24 protein-coding genes are annotated in these 23,205 nt (G+C 69.7%); 14 read left to right on the forward strand and 10 right to left on the reverse strand.

From position 1 onward, the window contains the following. Positions 1–14: 14 nt before the first annotated feature. Entirely contained in the window at positions 15–662 is a 648-nt protein-coding gene (locus tag HZU84_RS08570; RefSeq protein ID WP_149504407.1) for a PilN domain-containing protein, read from the reverse strand. Next, positions 659–1,738 carry a pilus assembly protein PilM gene (locus HZU84_RS08575; protein ID WP_149504408.1) on the reverse strand — a complete coding sequence of 360 codons (1,080 nt, stop codon included), beginning with the start codon at positions 1,736–1,738 and terminating at the stop codon, positions 659–661. Before HZU84_RS08575 ends, HZU84_RS08570 begins: the two co-directional genes overlap by 4 nt. Before the next feature lie 288 nt (positions 1,739–2,026). Between HZU84_RS08575 and HZU84_RS08580 the strand changes: the two genes are divergently transcribed. After that, on the forward strand, positions 2,027–4,414 hold the full coding sequence (locus HZU84_RS08580; protein ID WP_149504409.1) for a penicillin-binding protein 1A: 2,388 nt from the start codon (positions 2,027–2,029) through the stop codon (positions 4,412–4,414). Between the two features lie 43 nt (positions 4,415–4,457). Here the strand turns inward: HZU84_RS08580 and cyaY are convergent, their stop codons facing one another. Next, the gene (cyaY, locus tag HZU84_RS08585; RefSeq protein WP_149504410.1) at positions 4,458–4,838 is read right to left on the reverse strand and encodes an iron donor protein CyaY; all 381 of its coding nucleotides are present in this window, start codon (positions 4,836–4,838) and stop codon (positions 4,458–4,460) included. A gap of 24 nt (positions 4,839–4,862) precedes the next feature. Between cyaY and lptM the strand changes: the two genes are divergently transcribed. After that, complete coding sequence (lptM, locus tag HZU84_RS21105; RefSeq protein ID WP_149504411.1) at positions 4,863–5,027, forward strand: LPS translocon maturation chaperone LptM; 165 nt, start codon at positions 4,863–4,865, stop codon at positions 5,025–5,027. A 60-nt stretch (positions 5,028–5,087) separates the two neighbouring features. Here the strand turns inward: lptM and HZU84_RS08590 are convergent, their stop codons facing one another. The 3 genes from HZU84_RS08590 to HZU84_RS08600 all read right to left on the reverse strand — a co-directional run bounded on the left by HZU84_RS08590 (position 5,088) and on the right by HZU84_RS08600 (position 8,102). Then, the gene (locus tag HZU84_RS08590; RefSeq protein ID WP_149504412.1) at positions 5,088–6,170 is read right to left on the reverse strand and encodes a porin; all 1,083 of its coding nucleotides are present in this window, start codon (positions 6,168–6,170) and stop codon (positions 5,088–5,090) included. A 143-nt stretch (positions 6,171–6,313) separates the two neighbouring features. Further along, positions 6,314–7,045 carry a DUF3047 domain-containing protein gene (locus HZU84_RS08595; protein WP_180692855.1) on the reverse strand — a complete coding sequence of 244 codons (732 nt, stop codon included), beginning with the start codon at positions 7,043–7,045 and terminating at the stop codon, positions 6,314–6,316. A gap of 130 nt (positions 7,046–7,175) precedes the next feature. Next, positions 7,176–8,102, reverse strand: a complete 927-nt coding sequence (locus HZU84_RS08600) for a porin (protein WP_149504414.1) — start codon at positions 8,100–8,102, stop codon at positions 7,176–7,178. A gap of 304 nt (positions 8,103–8,406) precedes the next feature. On the opposite strand from HZU84_RS08600, the gene coq7 reads away from it, so the two are divergent. Further along, positions 8,407–9,057 (forward strand): 2-polyprenyl-3-methyl-6-methoxy-1,4-benzoquinone monooxygenase, encoded by a 651-nt coding sequence (gene coq7, locus HZU84_RS08605; RefSeq protein WP_180692856.1) that lies wholly within the window; start codon positions 8,407–8,409, stop codon positions 9,055–9,057. Positions 9,058–9,073: 16 nt separating this feature from the next. Here coq7 and HZU84_RS08610 read toward each other — a convergent pair whose 3' ends face one another. The 3 genes from HZU84_RS08610 to HZU84_RS08620 form a co-directional block, all read right to left on the reverse strand. Further along, entirely contained in the window at positions 9,074–9,667 is a 594-nt protein-coding gene (locus HZU84_RS08610) for a FlgO family outer membrane protein (RefSeq protein ID WP_149504415.1), read from the reverse strand. A 54-nt stretch (positions 9,668–9,721) separates the two neighbouring features. Further along, positions 9,722–10,366, reverse strand: a complete 645-nt coding sequence (locus HZU84_RS08615) for a FlgO family outer membrane protein (protein WP_149504416.1) — start codon at positions 10,364–10,366, stop codon at positions 9,722–9,724. A gap of 497 nt (positions 10,367–10,863) precedes the next feature. Beyond that, positions 10,864–11,298: an OsmC family protein gene (locus HZU84_RS08620; protein ID WP_149504418.1), complete on the reverse strand. Its 435-nt coding sequence runs from the start codon at positions 11,296–11,298 to the stop codon at positions 10,864–10,866. A gap of 322 nt (positions 11,299–11,620) precedes the next feature. Here HZU84_RS08620 and ilvA point away from each other — a divergent pair, with 322 nt between their 5' ends. Further along, positions 11,621–13,153 carry a threonine ammonia-lyase, biosynthetic gene (gene ilvA / locus HZU84_RS08625; protein WP_149504419.1) on the forward strand — a complete coding sequence of 511 codons (1,533 nt, stop codon included), beginning with the start codon at positions 11,621–11,623 and terminating at the stop codon, positions 13,151–13,153. Between the two features lie 122 nt (positions 13,154–13,275). Next, entirely contained in the window at positions 13,276–14,361 is a 1,086-nt protein-coding gene (locus HZU84_RS08630) for a nicotinate-nucleotide--dimethylbenzimidazole phosphoribosyltransferase (protein ID WP_149504420.1), read from the forward strand. A 6-nt stretch (positions 14,362–14,367) separates the two neighbouring features. On the opposite strand, the gene HZU84_RS08635 is transcribed toward HZU84_RS08630, so the two are convergent. Continuing rightward, positions 14,368–14,994, reverse strand: a complete 627-nt coding sequence (locus tag HZU84_RS08635; RefSeq protein WP_180692857.1) for a hypothetical protein — start codon at positions 14,992–14,994, stop codon at positions 14,368–14,370. Positions 14,995–15,050: 56 nt separating this feature from the next. Here HZU84_RS08635 and gspG point away from each other — a divergent pair, with 56 nt between their 5' ends. The 9 genes from gspG (at position 15,051) to gspD (ending at position 23,174) form a co-directional block, all read left to right on the forward strand. Beyond that, positions 15,051–15,485, forward strand: coding sequence for a type II secretion system major pseudopilin GspG (gene gspG / locus HZU84_RS08640; protein WP_037481015.1), 435 nt, complete (start codon positions 15,051–15,053; stop codon positions 15,483–15,485). Then, entirely contained in the window at positions 15,482–15,997 is a 516-nt protein-coding gene (locus HZU84_RS08645) for a pilus assembly FimT family protein (RefSeq protein WP_244954312.1), read from the forward strand. The genes gspG and HZU84_RS08645 overlap by 4 nt, the downstream gene beginning before the upstream one ends. Beyond that, complete coding sequence (gene gspI, locus HZU84_RS08650) at positions 15,981–16,346, forward strand: type II secretion system minor pseudopilin GspI (protein WP_149504421.1); 366 nt, start codon at positions 15,981–15,983, stop codon at positions 16,344–16,346. The genes HZU84_RS08645 and gspI overlap by 17 nt, the downstream gene beginning before the upstream one ends. Positions 16,347–16,351: 5 nt before the next feature. Then, positions 16,352–17,092, forward strand: coding sequence for a PulJ/GspJ family protein (locus HZU84_RS08655; protein ID WP_257644558.1), 741 nt, complete (start codon positions 16,352–16,354; stop codon positions 17,090–17,092). Continuing rightward, positions 17,089–18,093, forward strand: a complete 1,005-nt coding sequence (gspK, locus tag HZU84_RS08660; protein WP_149504423.1) for a type II secretion system minor pseudopilin GspK — start codon at positions 17,089–17,091, stop codon at positions 18,091–18,093. Before HZU84_RS08655 ends, gspK begins: the two co-directional genes overlap by 4 nt. A gap of 144 nt (positions 18,094–18,237) precedes the next feature. After that, positions 18,238–19,470, forward strand: a complete 1,233-nt coding sequence (gene gspL, locus HZU84_RS08665) for a type II secretion system protein GspL (RefSeq protein WP_149504424.1) — start codon at positions 18,238–18,240, stop codon at positions 19,468–19,470. Further along, on the forward strand, positions 19,467–19,991 hold the full coding sequence (gene gspM, locus HZU84_RS08670) for a type II secretion system protein GspM (RefSeq protein WP_257644559.1): 525 nt from the start codon (positions 19,467–19,469) through the stop codon (positions 19,989–19,991). The genes gspL and gspM overlap by 4 nt, the downstream gene beginning before the upstream one ends. Positions 19,992–20,004: 13 nt before the next feature. Beyond that, entirely contained in the window at positions 20,005–20,931 is a 927-nt protein-coding gene (gene gspN / locus HZU84_RS08675; protein WP_149504425.1) for a type II secretion system protein N, read from the forward strand. 2 nt (positions 20,932–20,933) lie between these two features. Beyond that, positions 20,934–23,174 (forward strand): type II secretion system secretin GspD, encoded by a 2,241-nt coding sequence (gspD, locus tag HZU84_RS08680; RefSeq protein WP_244954314.1) that lies wholly within the window; start codon positions 20,934–20,936, stop codon positions 23,172–23,174. The last annotated feature ends 31 nt before the right edge of the window (positions 23,175–23,205 follow it).

Raw genomic sequence — 23,205 nt, forward strand, 5'->3', positions numbered from 1 at the left:
TGCGATGGCGTCAGTCAGCCCTGGCGGGAGGCTGCTGCGGCTGCCGGCAGTCCGGCGCGGGAAGCCGCGGCACCCGGCAGCGGCGCCGCCGCCGGCTCGAGATCCTGCGGCCGGCGCAGCGTCAGCCGCACCGAGACGTCGTAGAGCCGCTTGGCATCGCGCACCGTCGAGACCGGCGCGGCCTTGATCTCGACCAGCTCGGGCTTCTCCAGCCAGGTCGAGCTGCGCGCGGTGTTGCGCAGGAATTCCGACACCCGCTCGTTGGTCTGCGCCACCGCGGTCACCGCGATGCTCTGGCCGTCCTGGCGCACCGTCGTCAGGTACATGCCCTCGGGCGTCTGCGCGGCCAGCTCGTTGAGCAGGTGCACCGGCATGTTGCGGTCGATCTGGAAGTTCTCGACCACCTGCTGGCGGGCCTTCAGCGCCTCGATCTCGGTCTTGAGCGACGCGATGTCCTTGATCTGGTTCTCGAGCCGCTGGATCTCCGACTGCAGGAAGGTGTTGCGCGAGTTCTGCTGCGCGGTGAGCTCGCCCAGCACCGCGTTCCAGCCCAGCGCGATGGCCGCGCCCGCAAGCGCAGCCGCGCCCAGACCCATGAAGAAGGCCTGGCGGCGCCGGCGCCGCTTCTCTTCCCGATGCGGGAGGAGGTTGATCAGGATCATTGGAGGAATCTCCGCATCGCCAGACCGCAGGCGATCAGGTAGGACGGCGCCTCGCGGCGCAGCTTGCTCTCGCGCACCGCGGAGCCGATGCGCATGCCGTTGAACGGGCTGACGATCTGGGTGGCGAAGCCGGTGAACTCGGTCACCCGCTCCTTCAGTCCGGGCAGCGTCGCCGAGTTGCCCGACAGCATCACATAGTGGACCTTGTGGTGCGGCGTGCTGGTGAAGAAGTACTGCAGCGCGCGGCCGATCTCCTGCGCCAGGCTGTCGATGAAGGGCGCCAGCAGCGTCGACTCGTAGTCCTCGGGCAGATCGCCGTTGGCGCGGCGCTGCTCGGCCTCGTCGAAGGTCAGGCCGTACTGGCGCACGATCAGCTGGGTGAGCTGCGCGCTGCCGAAGGTCTGGTCGCGGTCGTAGAGGATGTCGTCGTCGCGCAGCACCTTCAGGCTGGTCGAGTCGGCCCCGATCTCGAACAGCGCCACCAGCACGTCGCGGCCCTGGTTGGGCAGGGTCTCGACGACGCGGCTCATCGCCAGCCGCGAGGCATTGGATTCGATGTCGAGCACCACCAGCTTCAGTCCGGCCGACTCGGCCAGGCCCTGGCGGTCCTGGATGCGGTCCTTGCGCGAGGCCGCCAGCATCACCTCGACATCGCCGACCTGCTCGGTGCTGGGTCCGATGACGCAGAAGTCGAGGCTGACATCGTCGAGCGGGAACGGAATGTACTGGTGGGCCTCGGCCTCGACCTGCAGTTCCATCTCCTCCTCGGTCAGCCCGCCCGGCAGCACGATCTTCTTGGTGATGACCGCCGACTGCGGCATCGCCATCGCGACCTGCTTGGTGCGGGTGCCGCTGCGCTGCACCAGCCGCTGCACCGCCTCGGCCACCTCGTCGAACTTCTCGATGGTGCCGTCGTTGATCCAGCCCTTCTCGAAGTTCTCGCTGGCGAAGCGCTCGACGATGTACTCCCCGGAGGCGGTCTGACCGAGTTCGACCAGCTTGGCGCCGGACGAGTTGATGTCCAGCCCGATCAGGGACGCATGACGGCGGCCCAGCAGGAGGTCAAGAAAGCCCACGCAATTCCCCAATGCACGTCCGAAAACGCGCCGGACTGTTAACAAATCACTTCAATGCTATCAACAAAGGCATTGAGGGCCCAAGGATATCCCGGCTTTCGCATTCCGGGGATGTTGCAAAGCCGTCAACTGGCTGCGCAAGGCAAAGCTTGTCATGCGATCACGATACAGGAGCCGGGGCAAGGGGGCGCGCGCCCGCCGTTACAAACGTATCTCGTGGTTCGTGACCAGTTCCTATAATCCGCCGCGATCGGCCTGCCATCCGGCGGCCCCCTGTCCCGAGAGTCCATGAGCGATAAAGGCACTTCCCCGAACACGCCGAGTCCGGCCGGGACGGCGAACGGCGCCCGGAAGGTGCTGCGAACCCTGGGCTGGATCGTCGGCCTGCCGCTGGCCCTGCTGCTGACGGGCACGCTGCTGCTGGGCATCGCGCTGGCGATGGCCTACCCGAACCTGCCCGAGATCCACTCCCTGGTCGACTACCGGCCCAAGCTGCCGATGCGGGTGGTTTCCTCCGACGGCGTGATGCTGGGCGAGTACGGCGAGGAACGCCGCAGCTACCTGCCGATCGAGCAGATCCCGAAGGTGATGCAGGACGCGGTGCTGGCCATCGAGGACGCGCGCTTCTACGAGCACGGCGGCATCGACTACAAGGGCATCCTGCGCGCGGCGGTCGAGAACCTGCGCGACTCGCGCAGCCAGGGCGCCTCGACGATCACGATGCAGGTGGCGCGCAACTTCTACCTGTCGACCGAGAAGACCTTCACCCGCAAGATCTACGAGATCCTGCTGTCGCTGAAGATCGAGAGCCAGCTGAGCAAGCGCAAGATCCTCGAGGTCTACATGAACCAGATCTTCCTGGGGCAGCGCGCCTACGGCTTTGCGGCGGCCAGCGAGATCTACTTCGGCAAGCCCCTGAAGGACATCACGGTGGCGGAAGCCGCGATGCTGGCCGGCCTGCCCAAGGCACCGTCGGCCTACAACCCGATCCGCAACCGCAAGCGCGCGACCCTGCGCCAGCGTTACATCCTGGAACGAATGGTCGAGAACGGCTTCATCACCGAGGCCCAGCGCGACGAGGCGCTGGCTCAGGAGCTGAGCTATCCCAGCCCGCGCGGCAGCGACATCCATGCCGAATACGCGGTCGAGACCGCGCGCCAGCTGATCTTCGCCCAGTACGGCGAGGAGGCCTACACCCGCGGCCTGACGGTCGAGCTCTCGCTCGATGCCGGCGAGCAGATGCAGGCCTACCGCGCGCTGCGTCGCGGCCTGCTGAACTACGAGCAGCGCCGCGCCTACCGCGGTCCGACCGGCTTCGTCGAGCTGCCGGTGACCGACGCCGGCCTGGACGTGCGCATCGCCGAGGCACTGGAGGACCATCCCGACTACGACGATGTTCGCGCCGCCATCGTGACCGTCGCCTCGCCGCGCAAGGTCAGCGCGATGCTGCAGAACGGCGAGACCATCACGATCAGCGGCGCCGGCCTGAAGCTGGCGGCCTCGGCGCTGGGCGAACAGGCGCCGCCGGCGCAGCGCGTGCGGCGCGGCGCGATCATCCGGGTCATGAAGTCAGGCAGCGCCGGCGACTGGAGCATCGTCAGCCAGCCCGAGGTCGAGGGTGCATTCGTCGCGCTCGATCCGCGCACCGGCCACATCCGTGCGATGGTCGGCGGCTTCGACTACGCCAAGAGCAAGTTCAATCATGTGACCCAGGCCTGGCGCCAGCCGGGCTCGAGCTTCAAGCCCTTCGTCTACTCGGCGGCGCTGGAGAAGGGTTTCTCGCCGGCGACCGTCATCAACGACGCGCCGCTGTTCTTCGACGCCGGTACCACCGGCAGCCAGCCCTGGGAGCCGAAGAACTACGACGGCCAGTTCGACGGCCCGATGTCGATGCGTCGCGCGCTGGCCAAGTCGAAGAACATGGTCTCGATCCGCATCCTCAAGTCGATCGGCCCGAGCTATGCACAGCAATGGGTGACGAAGTTCGGCTTCGAGGCCGACAAGCATCCCGCCTACCTGACGATGGCGCTGGGCGCGGGTTCAGTCACGCCGATGGAGATGGCCGACGCCTATGCGGTCTTCGCCAACAGCGGCATGCGGGTCGATCCGGTGCTGATCACCCGCATCACCGATGCGCGCGGCCAGGTGATCGCGCAGGCCCGCGCGCCAGCCGGCCATGACGAGCGCCTGCGGGTGATCCCGGAGCGCAATGCCTTCATGACGAACAGCCTGCTGCAGGAAATCACCCGCAGCGGCACCGCCGCCAGCGCGCAGGCGCGGCTCAAGCGGCCGGACCTGTACGGCAAGACCGGCACCACCAACGATTCGCAGGATGCCTGGTTCACCGGCTTCAGCTCGTCGCGGGTCGCGGTGGTGTGGATCGGCTACGACAAGCCGCGCTCGCTGGGCGCCCGCGAGACCGGCGGCGGCCTGGCCCTGCCGGTCTGGATCGACTACATGGGCCACGCGCTGCGCGGCGCGCCGGTGGTCGAGTACACCCCGCCCGACGGCGTGATGCAGGTCGGCGGCGAGTGGTACTACACCGAGAACGCGCAGGGCGGTGGCGTGCGCTCGCTGGGCCTTGACGAGGGCCCGCCGCGCACCGGCGAGGAAGAGCGCAAGGGCATTCTCGACCTGTTCCGCTCCGAGGACAGCGGCGCCAGCGCGCCGCAGTGAGAGCGATGGCGCCCGGCCGGAGGCCAAGGCGCCATGGTGGCGGTCAGGCCGCCGGCGCCTCGAAGCGCAGCGCCCGGCCGCCCTGGGCGCTGGCCTGCGCTGACAGCGCGGCAAAGAACTCCTCGCCGCTGCGGGTGTCGCGCCAGGCGCCGTCAGCCCAGCGGTAGTGGTAGCCGCCGGCACGGGCAGCCATCCAGATCTCGTGCAGCGGCGGCTGGGTGTTCAGGATGATCTTGCTGCCGCCGGGAAAGCTCAGCTCCAGCAGACCGCCGGTGCGGTGGGTGTCGATGTCGATGAGGTCCTCGTCGAGCCAGCGGTCGATCGTGGTCTCGATCGCGGCCAGCGCCGCATGGGCCAGACGAAGGTACTCGGCATCGGCGAGGCCGGAGGGCGTGCTGTGGGCGGGGGTGTCCGGAGTGGTCATGGCGGTCAGGCTAGAATCGTCTTCATGTTGCAAGGTGTGCTGAAAACGAGTGTAGCGCTGGCCTGCACGGTCCTGCTGGCGACAGGATGTGGCCAGAAAGGGCCGCTGACCCTGCCCCACGAAGCAGCAGTCACCCCGGCGCCCGCCCCCGCGCCGGCCTCAGGCCCGGTGCAGCCCGCCGCACGCTGAAGCGCACGGCACAGGCAAGGCATACAGGGTGCACAGGGCGGATGGACCTGCCCGAGCCGCTCAGAAGCGGTGGCGCACGCCCACCATCGTGCCGACCCGGCTGGTCGCGCCGTTGGCGAAGGTCAGGCTGTCGCGGAAGCGCGTGCGGTCGATCTCCAGGTAGACGTCGGTGCGCTTCGAGAAGGCGTAGTCGGCCACCACCGCGTAGAAATCGGCCTTGCCGTCACCAGCGATGGTGCGGCCGGTCTGGCGTGCATGCCAGTAGTGCGCGCCCAGGTTGAGCTGCGGCGTGAGCTGGTAGCCGGCGCCGACCGACAGCATGTCGCGGTGCTCGACATTGCCCAGCGCGAAGGTGCCATTGGTGCCGCCATTGCCCAGCAGCGAGGCGATGATCAGCGGATTGAAGCCGCTCTCGAACTTGTTGCGCGCCAGACCGAGCGAGGTGCTCCACGGACCGCTGCTGTAGGAGCCGCCCAGGGTGACGACCTCGCTCTTGCGCGCCGCGCCGTCGCGCAGCGCCAGATAGGCGCCACCCGCCGCGAAGCCGCCGCTGGCATAGCGCACATAGCCGCCGCTCGACTTGCCGCCGGTGGCCGCGCCCTCGGACACGCTGGCCTGGACCGCTGCGCGCCACGGACCGCTTTCGACCAGGTACTTGACCATGTTGCTGTTGCGCGCGCCCAGCGAGAAGCCGATCTCCGGCTTGAAGGCCTCGATGTAGGGCGAGTAGCGGAAGGACGCGTAGGTCGAGGTGAAGACATCGAACAGCACGTTGTACTGACGACCCACGGTGATGCGACCGAAGCCGCCCTGCAGGCCGACCCAGGACTGGCGCCAGAAGTCGGTCGACGAGGCGCTGCTGCCCTCGTCGGCATTGAAGCGATGCTCGAGATTGCCCAGCGCGCGCAGGCCGCCACCGAGATCCTCGGCGATGTTCAGGCCCAGCCGGCTCTGCGACATGCCGGCGGTCACCTGGCTCTGGGAATCGCCCCGAGTGGCTGCGGTCGCGCCATCGTTGGTGGTGTGGCGCAGCGCCAGATCGACGATGCCGTAGATCGACACCGCGCTCGGCGCAGGCGTCTGGGCCAGCACGCCGCCATGCAGGGCGGCAGTCGCTGCGGCAAACAGGAGGGTCTTCTTCATGGGGACTCCGTCAGCAAGGTGAGACACCGCCATTCTTGGCCCTCGCCCGCCGGACGTGCAGTCTGGAAGATCCCGAGGCCGCCGGCTCACATCTCGTCACCACAGTGACAGAAGGGGCATGACGACGCAGGCGCCACGCCGGATCAGAACAGCCGTGCCGGCCCGTAGCAGGCCTCGGCACGGCCCTGGGTGTTGTCGGCGTCGGTCATGTAGGCCAGGCTGGTCAGCGGCCCCGACGGCTCGCCGAAGGCCCGCTCGAAGTCGGCGCGGACATCACGCTCGTAGTGGCGCCAGCCGTTGAGCTGGCCACGACCGGACTCCACGACGATCTTGCGGATGCGGTCGCTGCGGCTGCTGACGATGACGCTGCCGACCGGCGCCTGCGCATCCCACACATACATCAGCGTGGCGTAGGGCGGCATCTCGCCGGTCAGGGTGTGCGCCAGGTCGAAGAGCATGCGGTTGCGCGCGTTCAGCCTCGACAGATCGCCGTCGAAGGCCAGCACCACCCGGGCGACCGCATCGTCGCTGTCGGCCTGAGCCACCGTGGCGCGCTCGTCGAGGTCGGCGGCCCACCAGGAAAAGCGCAGCAGGCGAGCCTCGGTGCGTGGCGCCTGCAGCCGCATCCGCCACAGGCTGGCCGAGCGCTCGGCCCGCGCGTGCAGGCAGGGCTGGCCCAGCCGCTGCGCCGGGCGGTAGAGCGTCTCGCGCTTGCCCGGCAGGCGCTGCATGCCCCCTGCGTCGGTCGCCACCACCGGCGACTGCGGATCCTCGGGCAGGCTGGCGGGCCGCTCGACGGCAGAGGGCAGGCCTGCGCAGCCCGCCAGCACGAGGCTGATCGCCGCCAGCACGAGCCGGCCCCGGGAAAGGATCATCGTCATGGGGAGAGGCGCCATGGAACAGCAAGGTATCAGTCCGTCTACCCATGACAAAAGGCAGAAGGCCACCCGAGGGTGGCCTTCTGCGCATCTTCGATCTTCAAGCCTGCAGGACGCAGGCCGGAAATCAGAAGGTGTGGATCACGCCGAAGTCGTAGCCGGTCTTCTCGGTCTTGCTCAGCAGGTCGTTGACGCGGGTCACGTCGGTGTACAGCTGGGTGCGCTTCGACAGGTTGTGGCGATAGCCCAGCGAGACCTTCTTGGTGGCGTCAGCGGTGCCGACTTCTTCCTGAGCGTAGCCAGCCAGGACTTGGCCAGCAGCACCAACGCTGACGGTCACACCAGCCAGGGCCTGCTTGACGCGGACGTTGCTGTTGTTGTCGCCACGGCCGATGCCCAGCGAGACCTTGGCCGGGCCGAAGGTGTACGAACCACCCAGGGTGGCCAGGTTGTCGTTGGCGCCGGTCGGGTTGTCGTACGAAGCGGCGACCATGAACGGGCCGGCAGCGTACTGAGCAGCGACCGAGTACGGACGATCGACGCCACCCGCCGGGGTTTCGGCGATGTCGGCAGCGACCTTCAGGCCACCGAAGGCGCCGTCGTAGCGGACCGAGTTGTCGGTGCGCAGACGAGCGACCGACTTGGTCAGCGATTCGCCACGCAGGCCGGCGACGGTATCACCACCGAACGGATCGATGACGTTGGTGATCAGCGAGAAGGCGGCCGTGTACTGGCGGCCCAGGTTCACGGTGCCGAACGAGCCACCCAGGCCGACGGTCGAGAGGCCGTGCCAGAAAGCGGTGTTCGTGACGGTGCCGGTGTCCGGGTTGAAACGGTGCTCGAACTGGAACAGGGCCTTCAGACCGCCACCCAGATCCTCGACGCCACGGAAGCCCACGCGGCTGCCCGAGCCGTCGGCGACTTGCTTGTCAGCCGAGCCAGCAGCCTTGGCGAAGCCCAGATCCAGCTTGCCATACAGCGTGACCGACGACTGGGCCGAAGCGGCACCGGCGAAAGCGCCCAGGACGGCGAGAGCGAGCAGAGACTTCTTCATGCAAATATCTCCTAGGTTGAACTAGAGGGTCCTGCAGCACGAGGTGTCGTCGCACGACACTGCCCGGGCCAGGCCGACCTCCTCATCGGAAGCTGACGGTATTGCACCAGAGCCGTTCTCGCATTGCCAAGCGAGACAACACCGAGCGGGAATTGGCCGTTGCTGCAACACAACAAGCAGGACTTTCGTGACACTGACAAGTCGGAAGTGCCTCGCGACTGTCACGCAACGACGCAGCAAGTGGCGTGGAAACGCCTGCATCTGTCGCAATTCGTCATCGGCGCCCCACTACACTGCCAGCGCCATGAAGATCACATTCTCGCCGATCGACCGCCTGGTGTCGGTCATGGACCAGAGCCTGCGCACCGTCTGGAGCCACCACCATGCCAGCCGGCCGACACCGTGCCCCGACCCTCAGACCGCGGCCGAGACGCCTGAGCTGGACGAGGCCGAACGCCGCCTCTCGGGCGCGCTGATGCGGGTGAACCATGTCGGCGAGGTCTGCGCGCAGGCGCTCTACACCGCGCAGGCGCTGGCCACCCGCGACGAGCGGCTGCGCGAGCAGCTCGAGGAAGCCTCGCGCGAGGAGACCGACCATCTCGCCTGGACCGAGCAGCGCCTGAAGGAACTCGGCGACCGACCCTCGCTGCTCAACCCGCTCTGGTATGCCGGCGCGTTTGCGATCGGCTGGGGCGCGGCGCGCCTGGGCGACCGTGCCAGCCTGGGCTTCGTCATCGAGACCGAGCGCCAGGTCGAGCAGCATCTCGACGGCCACCTGCAGCGCCTGCCGGCCCATGATCACGCCTCGCGGGCGATCGTCGCGCAGATGCGCGACGACGAGATCCGTCACGCCGAAGCCGCGCAGGCCGCCGGCGGCATCCGCCCGCCGCTGCCGGCGCGCTGGCTGATGCGCGCGGCGGCGAAGGTCATGACCGCCACCGCGCACAGGATATGAGCCAACAGCAACGACATCACTTCATCATGAAGGTGATGTCAGTCTCGCCTGTAAGAAGGGGGGTGCAGCGCCACTGCACCTCACGCGACGCCATGTGCGTGATCACGGAGTCCGTGATGCGCACCGCACGGGCGACAACCGTCAACCGATCTGGCGCAAGGCTGTAGGTCGCCACCATCGCCACGGGCAAAGCCGCTGACTGCTCACGCAGCACGCTGCTGTCACGCGACAGCGCCATCAGCCCGTCGGGAGTCAGGCTGAAGTCTCTGGCCATCTCCACCTGCTTGATCGGCGTGCGACAGTTTCGGTGCAAGCTTTCCCTGAAAATCTCGCTGGCGGCCAGCCCGAAGGCATGGGGCTGATAGGACTGCACATCCACGACATCCGGCACCAGCAGCGGATGGGACGATCGATAATGATCCGGAGCCACACCCCCGGCAACCTGGCAGACTTCGGACGATATCTCGTCCATCATCTGCTTCAGATCAATTCTCGAGAGAATGCGGTCTGTTGGCATCGCGCAATGCCCGACCACCTTGCCCGGCTGAGCTGCACAGCCCATCAGGAAAATCGATGCAGCAAAAAGCGGAATCATCCGCACCTTGTTCATCCCAGCCAAGATCAACCGCATCGCACTGCCCTTCAGCTTGGTTCGGCCTTGCTGTCAACGCGAAAATCTTACCACGGGCAGAACAGGTGGCTTGTCCACCAATGCAGCAACAAAAGCATCCCGGGGGAACCGTGTCTGCGCCGTCGACAGAACCTGACCCGATGCGACATCCAGAACCCGGACGCTCAGCAGAACGCCATCCTTGGTCGTGGTATAGGTCCCCGTGACGACATTGGCCATCGGCATCGATTCGCGGATCTTCATGATGTCCCGGCTGAGAATGAATTCACCGGAATCATTGATGATGAGATTGCGGGTCATGCGCATGTCAGCCACCAGCCAGCCTCGCACGACCAGTTCATGCATCAGATGCTCGCCAATCAGCCGCCCGAACGATGACGATTCGCTCAGATCGCCCAGCGGCGAGAAGCTGGTGACCACCGTCTGGCGAGACTTGCCGTCTGGCGACACATTGCGGTTGATCTGCTCGGCGAGGAAGATCATTCCGCTGTTGAAGATGCCTGCAGGCGAGCCCGCGTGGTGCGAAATGATCGGCTCGTAGCGGTAGACATTCGGCTCGACATAGTGCTGCCGACGCAGATCCATGCGCTCATCGATCAGCACGACTGGCTGCGCCACAGCAGCGGCACCTATCAGGCTGGCGCCAGCCAACGCAAGGAGGACACGGGGGGAATTCATGACTGCGCCCTCTCACATCACTTGCAGCACGGCGAGGACCCACAGGCAGCGTAATAACCACCCGTGGAAACCAGCTGGGATCGATCGACCGGGCGAATGCGATCATCCACCTCCGGAATCTGTACCCGATAAGTGACCGGATAATCATTGCACGCACCCGGACGGGTCACTGCAGTGGCATAGTAGGGAGCAGGCTTGCAGGTTGCACAGGACGACACCACGGGCGCCGGCTGCTCCACTGAATTTCGGACTTCTACCGTCGAGCAACCGGACATCAGCCCGATACCCAAAAGGGAGAACAGAGTGGAGAAGACGGTCTTCATTGCTGCAACTTCCTGTGATTGAACCTACTGCTTCACAGATCGGCCCCTCTACCGAGGAAACCTGACCACTGAAGTCATCCAGACTTCGCCTGACAAGTATCGACAGGCGAACCGACGGATTGAGGGCAAACAATCACGCGGCGCAGCAAACCTGCAGCCGACCGTCCCGAAGAATCAACCGCCCGCAGCGGTGTCGACGATCTCGACCTCCAGATCGATCTGCGCCGTCTTGGCCAGCATCGCGGTGGCCGAGCAGTATTTCTCGTAGGACATCTGCACCGCGCGCTTCACCGCCGCCTCGGGCAGCTTCGCGCCGCTGACGACGAACTTCATGACGATGCGGGTGAAGACCTTGGGCTCGGTCTCGGCGCGGTCGGCGCTCATCTTCACCTGGCAGCCCTGCACCGCATGGCGGCCGCGCTTGAGGATCAGCACCACGTCATAGGCGGTGCAGGCACCGGCGCCGGCGAGCATCGTCTCCATCGGGCGCGGCGCGAGATTGCGCCCGCCGCCCTCGGGGGCGCCGTCCATCATCAGCAGATGACCGCTGCCGGTCTCGGCGGAAAAGGCCATGCCCGAGGCCGGCATCCAGTTAATCGTGCACTCCATCGTTCGGTCTCCGCGAAAAAGGGCCCGATTGTGACGTGCGACCGCGCACCGCTGCACACGCCGGCCGGCAACGGCATGGCCGATGCGCTCGTTCTCGTTGCAATGCAGCAATTGCTTTGGTACAATTTCGAACAAGCAATCGGGACTGTCCCTAGAACTTTTCAAACGACGGACACTCCCAAGCACTGGTTGTCTCCTCCACCCTCCTCCATAGGTGGATTGAGCCCGAGGCCACAAGCCTCGGGCTTTTTTTCGTCCGCCATCCGGGTTTGCGCGACACTAGCGGCCGTTTCTGACCTTGTTCCCGCTCTTGCTCCCGCCCATGTCCGACGACCGCCAGACCCTGCTGAACCATTACCTGAAGCGCATCCTGACCGCCCGGGTCTACGACGTCGCGCGCGAGACCGAGCTGGAGCCGGCGCGCCACCTCTCGCGCCGGCTGGGCAACCAGGTGCTGCTCAAGCGCGAGGACAACCAGCCCGTCTTCAGCTTCAAGCTGCGCGGCGCCTACAACAAGATGGCGCACCTCAGCCCGGAGCAGCGCGCGCGCGGCGTCATCTGCGCCTCGGCCGGCAACCATGCGCAGGGCGTGGCCCTGGGCAGCCAGCGTCTGGGCTGCCGCGCGGTCATCGTGATGCCGGTGACGACGCCACAGGTCAAGGTCGACGCGGTGCGCCACCTCGGCGGCGAGGTCGTGCTGCACGGCGACAGCTACAACGACGCCTACGACCACGCGCTGAAGGTCGCCGAGGCCGAAGGCCTGACCTTCGTCCACCCCTTCGACGATCCGGACGTGATCGCCGGCCAGGGCACGATCGGCATGGAGATCCTGCGCCAGCACGAGGGCCCGATCGACGCGGTCTTCGTCGCCATCGGCGGCGGCGGCCTGATCTCGGGCGTGGCGGCCTACATCAAGGCGGTGCGCCCGGAGATCCGCATCATCGGCGTGCAGACGGTCGACTCCGACGCGATGCTGCAGTCGGTGCGCGCCGGCCAGCGCGTGCGCCTGAACGACGTCGGCCTGTTCGCCGACGGCACCGCGGTCAAGTTCGTCGGCGAGGAGACCTTCCGCGTCGCGCGCGAGCTGGTCGACGAGTTCATCGTCGTCGACACCGACGCGGTCTGCGCGGCGATGAAGGATGTCTTCCAGGACACCCGCTCGATCCTGGAGCCGTCGGGCGCGCTGGCGGTCGCAGCGGTCAAGCAGTACGTGGCGCGCGAGGGCTGCGCCGACCGGACCTTCGTCGCGATCACCTGCGGCGCCAACATGAACTTCGACCGCCTGCGCTTCGTCGCCGAGCGCGCCGAGGTCGGCGAGGAGCGCGAGGCCCTGTTCGCGGTGACGATCCCCGAGGAGCGCGGCTCCTTCAAGCGCTTCTGCGAGCTGATCGGCCCGAGGAGCGTCACCGAGTTCAACTACCGCATCAGCGACGAGCGCATCGCGCACATCTTCGTCGGCCTGAGCACGAAGACCCGCGGCGAGTCGGCCGAGATCGGCGCGCTGTTCGCGGCCCAGGGCTTCGGCGCGGTCGACCTGACGCATGATGAACTGGCCAAGACGCACCTGCGCCATCTGGTCGGCGGCCGCTCGGAGCTGGCCCGCGACGAGCGGGTCTTCCGCTTCGAGTTCCCGGAGCGGCCGGGCGCGCTGATGCGCTTTCTCTCGAGCATGCACCCGGACTGGAACATCAGCCTGTTCCACTACCGCAACCAGGGCGCCGACTACGGCCGCATCCTGGTGGGCATCCAGGTGCCGGCGGCCGACGGTGCGGCTTTCAGCGAATTCCTCGACACGCTGGCCTATCCCTTCACCGAAGAGACCGACAACCCGGTCTACCGGCTGTTCCTGCGCTGAATTCACGCGCCGGAATGCACTGAAGCGCCACGGGATGCCGGGGCACACGGGTCACGGCCGGGCGGGCTGGCGCACACAATCTGTCGCCTTCTCCCTCGCCCCGTCCTGAACCCGGATTTCCGATGTCTTCCGCTGCCCGGCCCCTGATCGTCCCGACCGCCCACCCCCAGCTCGAGGAGGCGCTGCGCTTCAAGCTCGAGCGTCGCGTCGCCACCGCCGGCGGACTCGGCGAGCTGGTGCCGCTGGCGCTGCGCCTGGGGCTGATCCAGGGCACGCTGCGCCCGCGACTGCGCCAGCCGCAGTTGCTGCTGTTCGCCGGCGACCACGGCCTGGCGGTCGACCTGAACCCGCCGCAGCACCACAGCACTGCCGCACAGATCGAGGATCTGCTGGCCTGCCGGGTGCCGCTGCCGGTGTTCGCCCATCAGCAGGGCATGACGCTCGACATCGTCGACTGCGGCCTGGCCAGCGCGATGCCTGCCCGGCCGGGCATGCTGCTGCGCAAGATCGCGCATGGCACCCGCAACGGCCGCGTCACCGCGGCGATGACGCTCGACCAGGTCAATGCCGCGCTGCGGGCCGGCATGGAGATCGCAAAGGCGCTGCCGGGCAATGTGCTGGGCTGCGCCGGGCTGGGTGTGGGCTCGGGTGCCTCGGCCGCGCTGGTCATCTCGCGCATCACCGGCCTGCCGCTGCGCGAGCTGGTGCGCTCGGGCGCACGGATGGACGAGGACGAGCTCAACCATGTGCTGACGGTGCTGCACAGCGCCCACTCGCGCCACCCCGGCAGCGAGGATCCGGTGCAGGCGCTGGCCAGCTTCGGCGGCTTCGAGATGGCGGTCATGGTCGGCGCGATGCTGAGCGCGGCCGAGCGGCGCATGCTGATCCTGGTCGACGGCATGAGCGCCTGCGCCGCGCTGCTGGTGGCCTCGCAGATCGCGCCGGCGGTGGTCGACTATGCGCTGTTCTGCCGCAGCACCGACCACCGCGGTCTGGATGTGGTGCTGGCCGGCTTCGAGAGCGCGGCGCTGCTGGCGCTGGGCCTGGAGTCGATCGACGGCACCGGCACCGCGCTGAGCTGGCCGCTGGTGCGCGCCGCCTGCGCGCTGCTCACCGAGGTCGAGGACACCGTGGAGCCGATGCCGCCGCCGGCCGAACCCGCCGAGACCACGCCGTCGGACTTCGACCCACGCCCGGTGCGCGGCTGAGACGCTTCAGCGCACCATGGGCGGCTCGACCACCCCGCCGCTGACGGTGCCGGCCCCTTCGGGCTGCGCCTGGATGATCGGCGGCTGCCCCGGCATCACGCCGTCGGGCGGAACCTGGATGGGCGGCACCGGCTGCATGCCCTCCGGCATCATGCCGGCCGGCGCAGGCGCAGCCGCTGCGCTCTGCTGACCCGGCACGCCGGTGGCCGGCGGCGGCAGCTGAGGCAGATCGAGCGTGAGCTGCGCGGGCGCGCCGGCCGGGCCGAGCGTGACCTGACGGGCGCTCACCGACTGCAGCACCCAGCTCGAGTCCACTGCGGCGCCGACGCGCACCACGCGCGCCGGCTGACCGTCGACCGCCAGCGTCGCCCAGCCTTCGCCGCCGCTGCGGGCCACCGCACCGATCAGACGAAAGCGTGCTGCCGCCTCAGGTGCGGCCGCCGGCAGACCGACGGCGGCGGCCGGCAGCGCACCGAGCATGCGCAGCACATCGCCACGCACCGCCTGGTCGGTAGCGACCGTCTGCACCTGCGGCGGCAGACCGCCCGGACGCACGCCCAGGCGCAGGCCCCAGAAGACCAGGCTGCCCGCCAGGGCGGCCCATACCAACCATGCTGTCCAACGTGCTGCCATGGCGCCGGATTATGATCGACGACCCCGCCGACTCATCGCCCGACAGGATTGCCCGAATGAAAAGTTCGCGTCTCGCCCGCACTGCCGCACGCGGCTTCACGCTGATCGAGCTGATGGTGGTGCTGGTCATCATCGGCGTGCTGGCCGCGCTGGTCGTGCCCAACGTGCTCGACCGTGCCGACGATGCCCGCGCCACCGCCGCCCGCACCGATGTCAACAACCTGATGCAGGCGCTCAAGCTCTACCGGCTCGACAACCAGCGCTACCCGACCAGCGAGCAGGGCCTGCAGGCGCTGGTGGCCAAGCCGAGCGCCGCGCCGGTGCCGGGCAACTGGAAGCCCTATCTGGACAAGCTGCCCGCCGACCCCTGGGGCCGCGCCTACCAGTACGCCAATCCGGGCGTGAAGGGCCCGATCGACGTCTTCAGCTACGGCGCGGACGGCCAGGCAGGCGGCGAAGGCAAGGACGCCGACATCGGCTCCTGGCAGTGAGCCGTTCCGGCCAGCGCGGCGGCCAGCGCGGCTTCACGCTGCTGGAGCTGCTGGTGGTGGTGGCCATCGTCGCGCTGGCCAGTGCGGTCGTCACGATGGCGCTGCCGGACCCGGCCTCGACCCGGCTGGAGCGCGAGGCCTCGCGGCTGGCCGCGATCCTGGAGGCCGCACGGGTGCAGGCCCGCGCTTCGGGCACGCTCGCCGGCTGGGCACCCGGACCGGGCCGACCGGGCAGCTTCGGCCCGGACGATCGCGCCGAGGACGCCGACTTCCATTTCCAGGGCCTGCCGCCGCAGCACGGCCTGCCGCAGCACTGGGCCGAGCGCGAGCTCTCCGGCCGCATCGAGGTGCAGCTGCCGCCCGGCCAGCGCGCGCTGGTGCTCGGGCCGGAGCCGGTCATTCCGGCGCAGCAGCTGGTGCTGCGGCTCGAGGACCGCAGCGTGCGCCTGGGCAGCGACGGCCTGGCGCCCTTCGCGGTGATCAGCGAGGACGGCGATGCAGCCCCGCGCTGAACGCGGCCTGACCCTGGTCGAGGTGCTGGTGGCGCTGACCATCGTCGCGCTGACGCTGGCCGCCGGCATCAAGGCCGCCGGCGCGCTCAGCGGCAACGCCGAGCGGCTGGAGAGCACGCTGGCCGCGCAGTGGTGCGCCGACAGCCATCTGGCCAACCTGCGCCTGTCGCGCCAGCTCCCGCCGGTGGGCGACAGCGAATTCAGCTGCGAGCAGCTCGGGCGCAGCTATGCCGGCCGGGTCTCGGTGCGGCCGACGCCCAATCCGCTGTTCCGCCGCATCGACGTGCGCATGCTCGATGCCGACGGCCAGAGCCTGCTGACCTACAGCACCGTGATGTCGAGGCTCTGATGCCGATGCGCCCCCCTCTTCCCGGATCGCGGCCACGGTCGCGGTCGCGCGGCTTCACGCTGATCGAGCTGCTGGTCGCGCTGTCGATCATGGCCGTCATGGCCGCGATGGCCTGGCAGGGCGTCGACGCGGTGGTGCGCAGCCGCGAGATCACCCAGGCGCACATGGAGCGGCTGCTGCGTCTGCAGTCGGTCATGTCGCAGTGGGAGATCGACCTGCGCGAGGTGCATGACTCCCAGGTGGTGCCGGGACTGAACTTCGACGGCGCCACGCTGCGCCTGACCCGCCGCCGCCCCGAGGGCCTGCAGGTGGTGGCCTGGACGCTGCGCGGCGGCACGCTGTGGCGCTGGAGCTCGCCGGCGGTCACCGCGATGGACGCGCTGCAGGAGCACTGGATGCGCAGCTACCAGCTGCTGGGCAGCGAGGCCGGCACGCTGGCGATGCTGCACGGCGTCAGCCAGTGGCAGCTCTATCACTATCACCAGAGCAGCAGCAGCTGGAGCAATGCGCAGTCCAGCGGCGACCTGGCCGGCAGCGCACCGGCGGCAGAGCCGGCAACAACGCCCGGGCGGCAGGACGGCCAGAGCCCGGATGGCGGCGGCGCTGGCGCCGGCAACAGCGCGACGCCGCCGGTCATCGTCAACCAGGAAGCCCTGCCCGACGGCGTGCGCCTGCTGCTGCAGTTCGGCGAGGGCGGCACCGCCGCCGGCACGCTGACCCGCGACATCCGTCTGATCCATCCATGAGACCGATCTTCCTCGCCCGACGCCGCGCGCTGCCGGCACGCCCCCGCGGCGCGGCGCTGCTGACCGCGATGATCCTGGTCACCGTGGTGGCGACGCTGGCGGCGGGCATGCTCTGGCAGCAGTGGCGCGCGCTGCAGGTCGAGGCGGCCGAACGCACCCAGACCCAGGCGCAATGGCTGCTGCAGGGCGCGATGGACTGGTCGCGCATGATCCTGCGCGAGGACGCCCGCAGCGGTGGCACCGACCATCTCAACGAGCCCTGGGCCGCGCCGCTGGCCGAAGCGCGCCTGTCGACCTTCCTGGCCGCCGACCGCCAGATGAGCGAGGGCATGCCCGACGCCTTCCTGTCCGGCCGCATCGAGGATGCGCAGGCACGCTACAACCTGCGCAATCTGATCCAGCAGGGCAAGATCAGCCCGCCCGAGCTGCAGACGCTGACGCGGCTGTGCGAGCACATCGGCCTGGGTGCGGATGTCGCGCAGCGGCTGGCGCTGGCGCTGCGCCGCGCCACGCCCGGCGGGGCCACCGAGGCCGAGGCCGAATCGGCCACCGGCACGGCGGCCTTGCCGCTGATGCCGCCCTCGGTCGACGAGCTGGGCTGGCTGGGCCTGTCCGAGCCGGTGGTGCGCACGCTCAGGCCCTATGTGGTGCTGCTGCCGCGCGAGACGCCGGTCAATCTGAACACCGCGCCCAAGGAGGTCATCGCCGCGGTGCTGCCCGGCATCGACCTGGCCGGCGCGCAGCGCCTGGTGCAGGCGCGCCAGCGCGATCCGCTGCGCTCGCCCGACGAGGTGCAGAAAGTGCTGGGCGAGCGCGCGCTGACCGACGCCCGCCGGGTCAGCGTCAACAGCGCCTATTTCGTGGTGACCGGCTCGCTGCGGCTCGACACGATGATGATCGCGCAGCGCTCGCTGATCGAGCGCCAGGGCCGCGAGGTGCGGCTGCTGTCGACCCGGCGGCTGACCGATCCGCTCGAGCTGCAGGCGCTGCTGCAGCCCTGAGGCGCCCTTGGAGCAGCACGCCCCCCGTCGATCGATGCAGAACCAGGCCGGAAATGCCGCTCTGTTCATGAAACGGACACCACGCCCGGTCACAGTCCGCCCCCGCCCCGCGCCCTACAATCGGCCCGAATTGACCGAACCCGCATGAGCCTGCTCGTTGTCCAACTGCCCGACCGTCCGCGCCTGCATCCGCAGGCCCGCACGGCTGCGGCACCCGCACAGGAACTGGGCTGGGTGCTGAGTCTGGACGGCCGCACTGTCCAGTCCGAAGGCCGCTGCGCCGCCGCGCTGCTGCCCCAGGCAGGCACCACGGTGCTGGCCTGCGGTCCGGCCGATGTGGCCTTCCACCGCATCGACTGGCCCAAGGCGCCGCCGGCCCGGCTGCGCGCGGCGCTGGCCGGCCTGACCGAGGAGGCGCTGCTCGACGAGACCGACGCGCTGCATCTGGCCGCCGCACCCGATGCGCGGGCTGGCGAGCCCGGCTGGCTGGCCGCGATCGACCGCGACTGGCTGGTGGCGCAGATCGGCGCGATCGAGGCCGGCGGCCGGGCGGTCGACCGGATCGTGCCGATGCTGTGGCCCGACACGCTGGCGCGCGGCCATTTCCATGTCGACCCGGCCGACGAACCGCCGCGCCCGCGCCTGAGCTGGGCCGACGCGCAGGGTGTGTCGACCTGGCCGGTGGCGGGCTCGCTGGCGCGCTCGCTGCTGCCCGAGCCGCTGCCGGGCGACACGCTGTGGACGGCCGAGCCGGCCGCCGCCGCGCCGGCCGAGCGCTGGCTGGGCCAGCCGGTGCAGGTCACCCGTCAGGCCGAGCTGCTGCTGGCCGCCGCGCAGAGCCCCTGGAACCTGCGCCAGTTCGAGCTGGCACCGCGCCACCGCGGTCTGGCCCAGCTGCGCGAGGGCTGGCGCCGCTTCATGACCCCGGCCTGGCGGCCGGTGCGCCTGGGCCTGCTCGGGCTGGTGCTGGTGCAGGTGGTCGGCCTCAATGCCTGGGCCTGGCTGCAGGAGCGCGAGATCCGCAGCCGCCGGCTGGAGATGACCCAGCTGCTGACCCGCACCCATCCGCAGGTGCGTGCGGTGCTGGATGCCCCGGTGCAGATGGAACGGGAGAACGAGATGCTGCGAACCAGCGCCGGCCGCGCCGGCGACGGCGACCTGGAAACGCTGATGCAGGTGGCCGCCAGCGTCTGGCCCGAGGGCCGCCCGCCTCAGACCGTGGCCTTCGAGCCGGGCCAGATCCGCCTGGGCGTGCAGGGCCTGCCGCCCGAGCTGCTCGAGCAGATGCGCACCACGCTGGCGCCCGGCGGCTGGCGACTCGAGCCGGGCGCCGATCAGGTGCAGATCAGCCAGGCCCGCGGCGGAGCGTCCCGATGAGCCGCCCCGCCCGGGCCCCGGACGAGCGCCTCGGCGCGCTGATGCAGCAGCTCGCGCCGCTGCGCCAGCGCTGGTCGGCGCTGGCCCCGCGAGAGCGCCTGCTGGTCGGCGCCGCCGCGCTGGTGCTGGGCTTCTTCCTGCTGTGGAGCGTCGCGATCGCACCGGCGCTGCGCAGCCTGTCGACCGCGCCGGCCCGACTGGCCGAGGTCGATGCGCAGCTCGCCCAGATGCGCCGCCTGGCTGCCGAAGCGGGCGAGCTGCGTGCGCTGCCGCCGGTGGCGCCGCCCAAGGCCGAGGCCGCGCTGCACTCGGCCACCCAGCGGCTGGGGGCGGCCGCACGACTGCAGGCCAGCGGCGAGCGCATCACCGTGCAGTTCACCGCCATCGAGCCGGCGGCGCTGGCCGCCTGGCTCGACGAGGTGCGCAGCGCCGCGCGGGCCCGGGTGGTCGAGGCCCAGCTCGGCCGCAGCGGCAAGGGCTACAGCGGCAGCGTCGTGCTGACGCTGGCCGCACCGCGCTGACGAGGCCGCCCGCATGAGCCGCCGCCCCGACCTGCCGCTGCACTCCCGCCCCTGGCGCCCGACCTACCAGCCCAGCGTCGGCCCGCTGTCGACCTTCGACGATGCGCTGACGCGCTCGCGCACCGGCTGGGTCGCGCAGGCCCGCTCCAGCCGCCGCTGGGCGGTGGCCGGCGCGCTGACCGGCGCGCTGGTCACGCTGCCGCTGGTCGCGCCGGCGGCCTGGCTGGCCCAGGCGGTCAGTGCGGCCACCCGCGGCCATGTGCTGCTGGCCGATGCCCGCGGCTCGCTCTGGGCGGGCGATGCGGTGCTGGTGCTGACCGCCGGCCCCGGCAGCCGCGAGGCCATGGCCCTGCCCGGCCGGCTGGGCTGGCGGCTGAGCCTGGACGGCCTGGCCGCGCAGCTGACGCTGCGCCACGACTGCTGCCTGGGCGGCGAGCCACGACTGATCGTGCGCCCGGGCCTGGGCCGGGTCGAGGTGCGGATCCAGCCCTCGCCCGACAGCCCGGACGGGCGCATCGGCCAGTGGCCGGCGGCCTGGCTGGTCGGCCTGGGCACGCCGTTCAACACCATGCGGCCGGGCGGCGCGCTGCAGCTCGGCACGCAGGACCTGCGCCTGACCTGGGCCCGGGGCCGCTTCTCGATGGAAGGCAGCGCGATGCTGGAGCTGCGCGATCTCTCCTCGCGCCTGACCACGCTGCCCCGCCTGGGCAGCTACCGCCTGACGGTGCGCAGCGATGCGGCCCAGGCGGGCACCGCGCAGATCGGGCTCGACACCCTCGACGGCGCGCTGCAGCTCAGCGCCACCGGCAGCTGGGGCGCCGGCGGCCTGCGCCTGCGCGGCGAGGCCAGCGCCCGCGAGGCCGAGCGTCCCGCGCTCGACAACCTGCTCAACATCATCGGACGGCGCCAGGGCGCGCGGTCCCTGCTCTCGATCGGATGACCATGAAGCCGTGCTCCCGCCCTCCCGTGCCGCCGCGCCTGCTCGCCGCCGCCCTGGCCGGCCTGACCGCGCTGGGCGGTCTCGCCCCCGCCTCCGACGCGCTGGCCCAGCAGGGCAGCCGCCGCGCGGCCGCCGCCAGCGCCCAGAAGGTCACCGTCAACTTCGTCAATGCCGAGATCGACGCGGTCGCGCGGGCGATGGCGGCGATCACCAAGCGCCAGATCGTGGTCGACCCGCGGGTGCGCGGCCAGATGACGCTCTACAGCGAGCAGCCGCTGACCGAGCGCGAGGCCTTCCTGAACTTCATGTCCGCGCTGCGCGGCCTGGGCTTCACCGTCATCGAGGTCTCCGGCCTGCTCAAGGTGGTGCCCGAGGCCGAGGCCAAGCTGCAGACCGGCACCGTCTCGGTCGGCCAGGTGGTGCGATCGGGCGACCAGATCCTGACCCAGGTCTTCAGCCTGAAGCATGAGAACGTCAACAACCTGGTGACGGTGCTGCGTCCGCTGATCTCGCCGAACAACACCATCAACGCCAACCCCGGCAACAACACGCTGATCATCACCGACTACGCCGACAACCTGCAGCGGCTGGCCAAGATCATCGCGGCGCTGGACACGCCGGCGGCCACCGATGTCGAGGTGGTGCCGGTCAGGCATGCGGTGGCCTCCGACATCGCGCAGATGGTGCAGCGCTTCGCCGACAGCTCGGCCGGCGGCACGCCCGGCGCGGCACCGGCCACCACCGGCGGCGCGGTCTCGGTGCTGGCCGACCCGCGCACCAACGCGCTGCTGATCCGCGCGCCCAATGCCGCGCGGCTGGCGGCCATCCGTGCGGTCATCGCCAAGCTGGACCAGCCGCCCACCGGCGCCGAGGCGACCGGCAACATCCGCGTCGTCTACCTGAAGAACGCGGATGCCACCCGGCTGGCCACCGTGCTGCGCGCGGCCTTCAGTGCCGGCGGCAGCGGCGGCGGGGCGGGTGCCTCCGGCGGCCTGTCAGGCGCGGGCGGACTGGGCAGCAGCACCGCCGCCAGCGGCGGCGGGCTCGGCACGATGGCGGGCCAGAACGGCAGCAACGGCGCCTCGACCCAGTCGACCAGCCCGGTCAATGCCGCGGCCAGCCCGTCGACCGGCGGCTTCATCCAGGCCGATCCGGCCACCAACGCGCTGATCATCACCGCGCCGGAGCCGATGTACCGCCAGCTGCGTGCGGTCATCGACCAGCTCGACGCGCGCCGCGCCCAGGTCTATGTCGAATCGATGATCGTCAAGATCGACGCGAACAAGACGGCCGAGTTCGGCTTCCAGTGGCAGGGCCTGCTGGGCAAGAACGGCGACAAGTACGGTCTGGTGGCCGGCACCAACTACGGCGCGACCGGCAACATCGTCAATCTGTCGACGACGACGACCTCCTCGCTGAGCGCCACCACCACCGCCTCGAGCCTGCTGGGCAACGGCCTGAACGTCGGCCTGATCCAGGCGGTCAACGGCGTCTACACGCTGGGCGCTCTGGCGCGCTTCCTGGAGTCCGAGGCCGGCGCCAACGTGCTGTCGACGCCCAATCTGGTCGCGCTCGACAACGAGGAGGCCAAGATCGTCATCGGCCAGAACGTGCCCTTCGTCACCGGCAGCTTCACCGGCACCGGCTCGAGCAGCAACTCCACCAACCCGTTCCAGACCATCGAGCGCAAGGATGTCGGCCTGACGCTGCGCCTGAAGCCGCAGATCGGCGAGAACGGCACGGTGCGCATGCAGGTCTACCAGGAGAACTCCAGCGTCGTCAGCACCAGCACCACCAGCGGGCCGACCACCGACAAGAGCGCGATCGAGACCACCGTGGTGGTGGACGACGGCCAGATCATGGTGCTGGGCGGCCTGCTCAAGGACGAGTTCGGCGACGGCGAGGACCGGGTGCCGGGTCTGGCCTCGCTGCCGCTGGTCGGCAACCTGTTCAAGTCGGGCTCGCGCAAGCGGGTCAAGACCAATCTGCTGGTCTTCCTGCGCCCGGTGGTGATGCGCACGCAGGCGGACGCCACCGCGCTGACGCTGGACCGCTACGAGGCGATCCGCGCCCGCCAGCAGACCAGCCAGCCGACGCCGTCGGCGACGCTGGGCAACATCAACGACTCGCCGGTGCTGCCGGCCCTGCCCGAACGACCGGCCGCCACGCCGTCGGCACCCATGGCGCCCACAGCGCCGGCAGCGCCGCGGACACCGGCCGCCGCCAACGGCTCCCTGCCCTGACCCGAAGCCCGATCCCGCCAAGGAATCCTGC

The organism is Sphaerotilus sulfidivorans, assembly GCF_013426975.1.
Taxonomy (GTDB): Bacteria; Pseudomonadota; Gammaproteobacteria; order Burkholderiales; family Burkholderiaceae_C; genus Sphaerotilus; species Sphaerotilus sulfidivorans.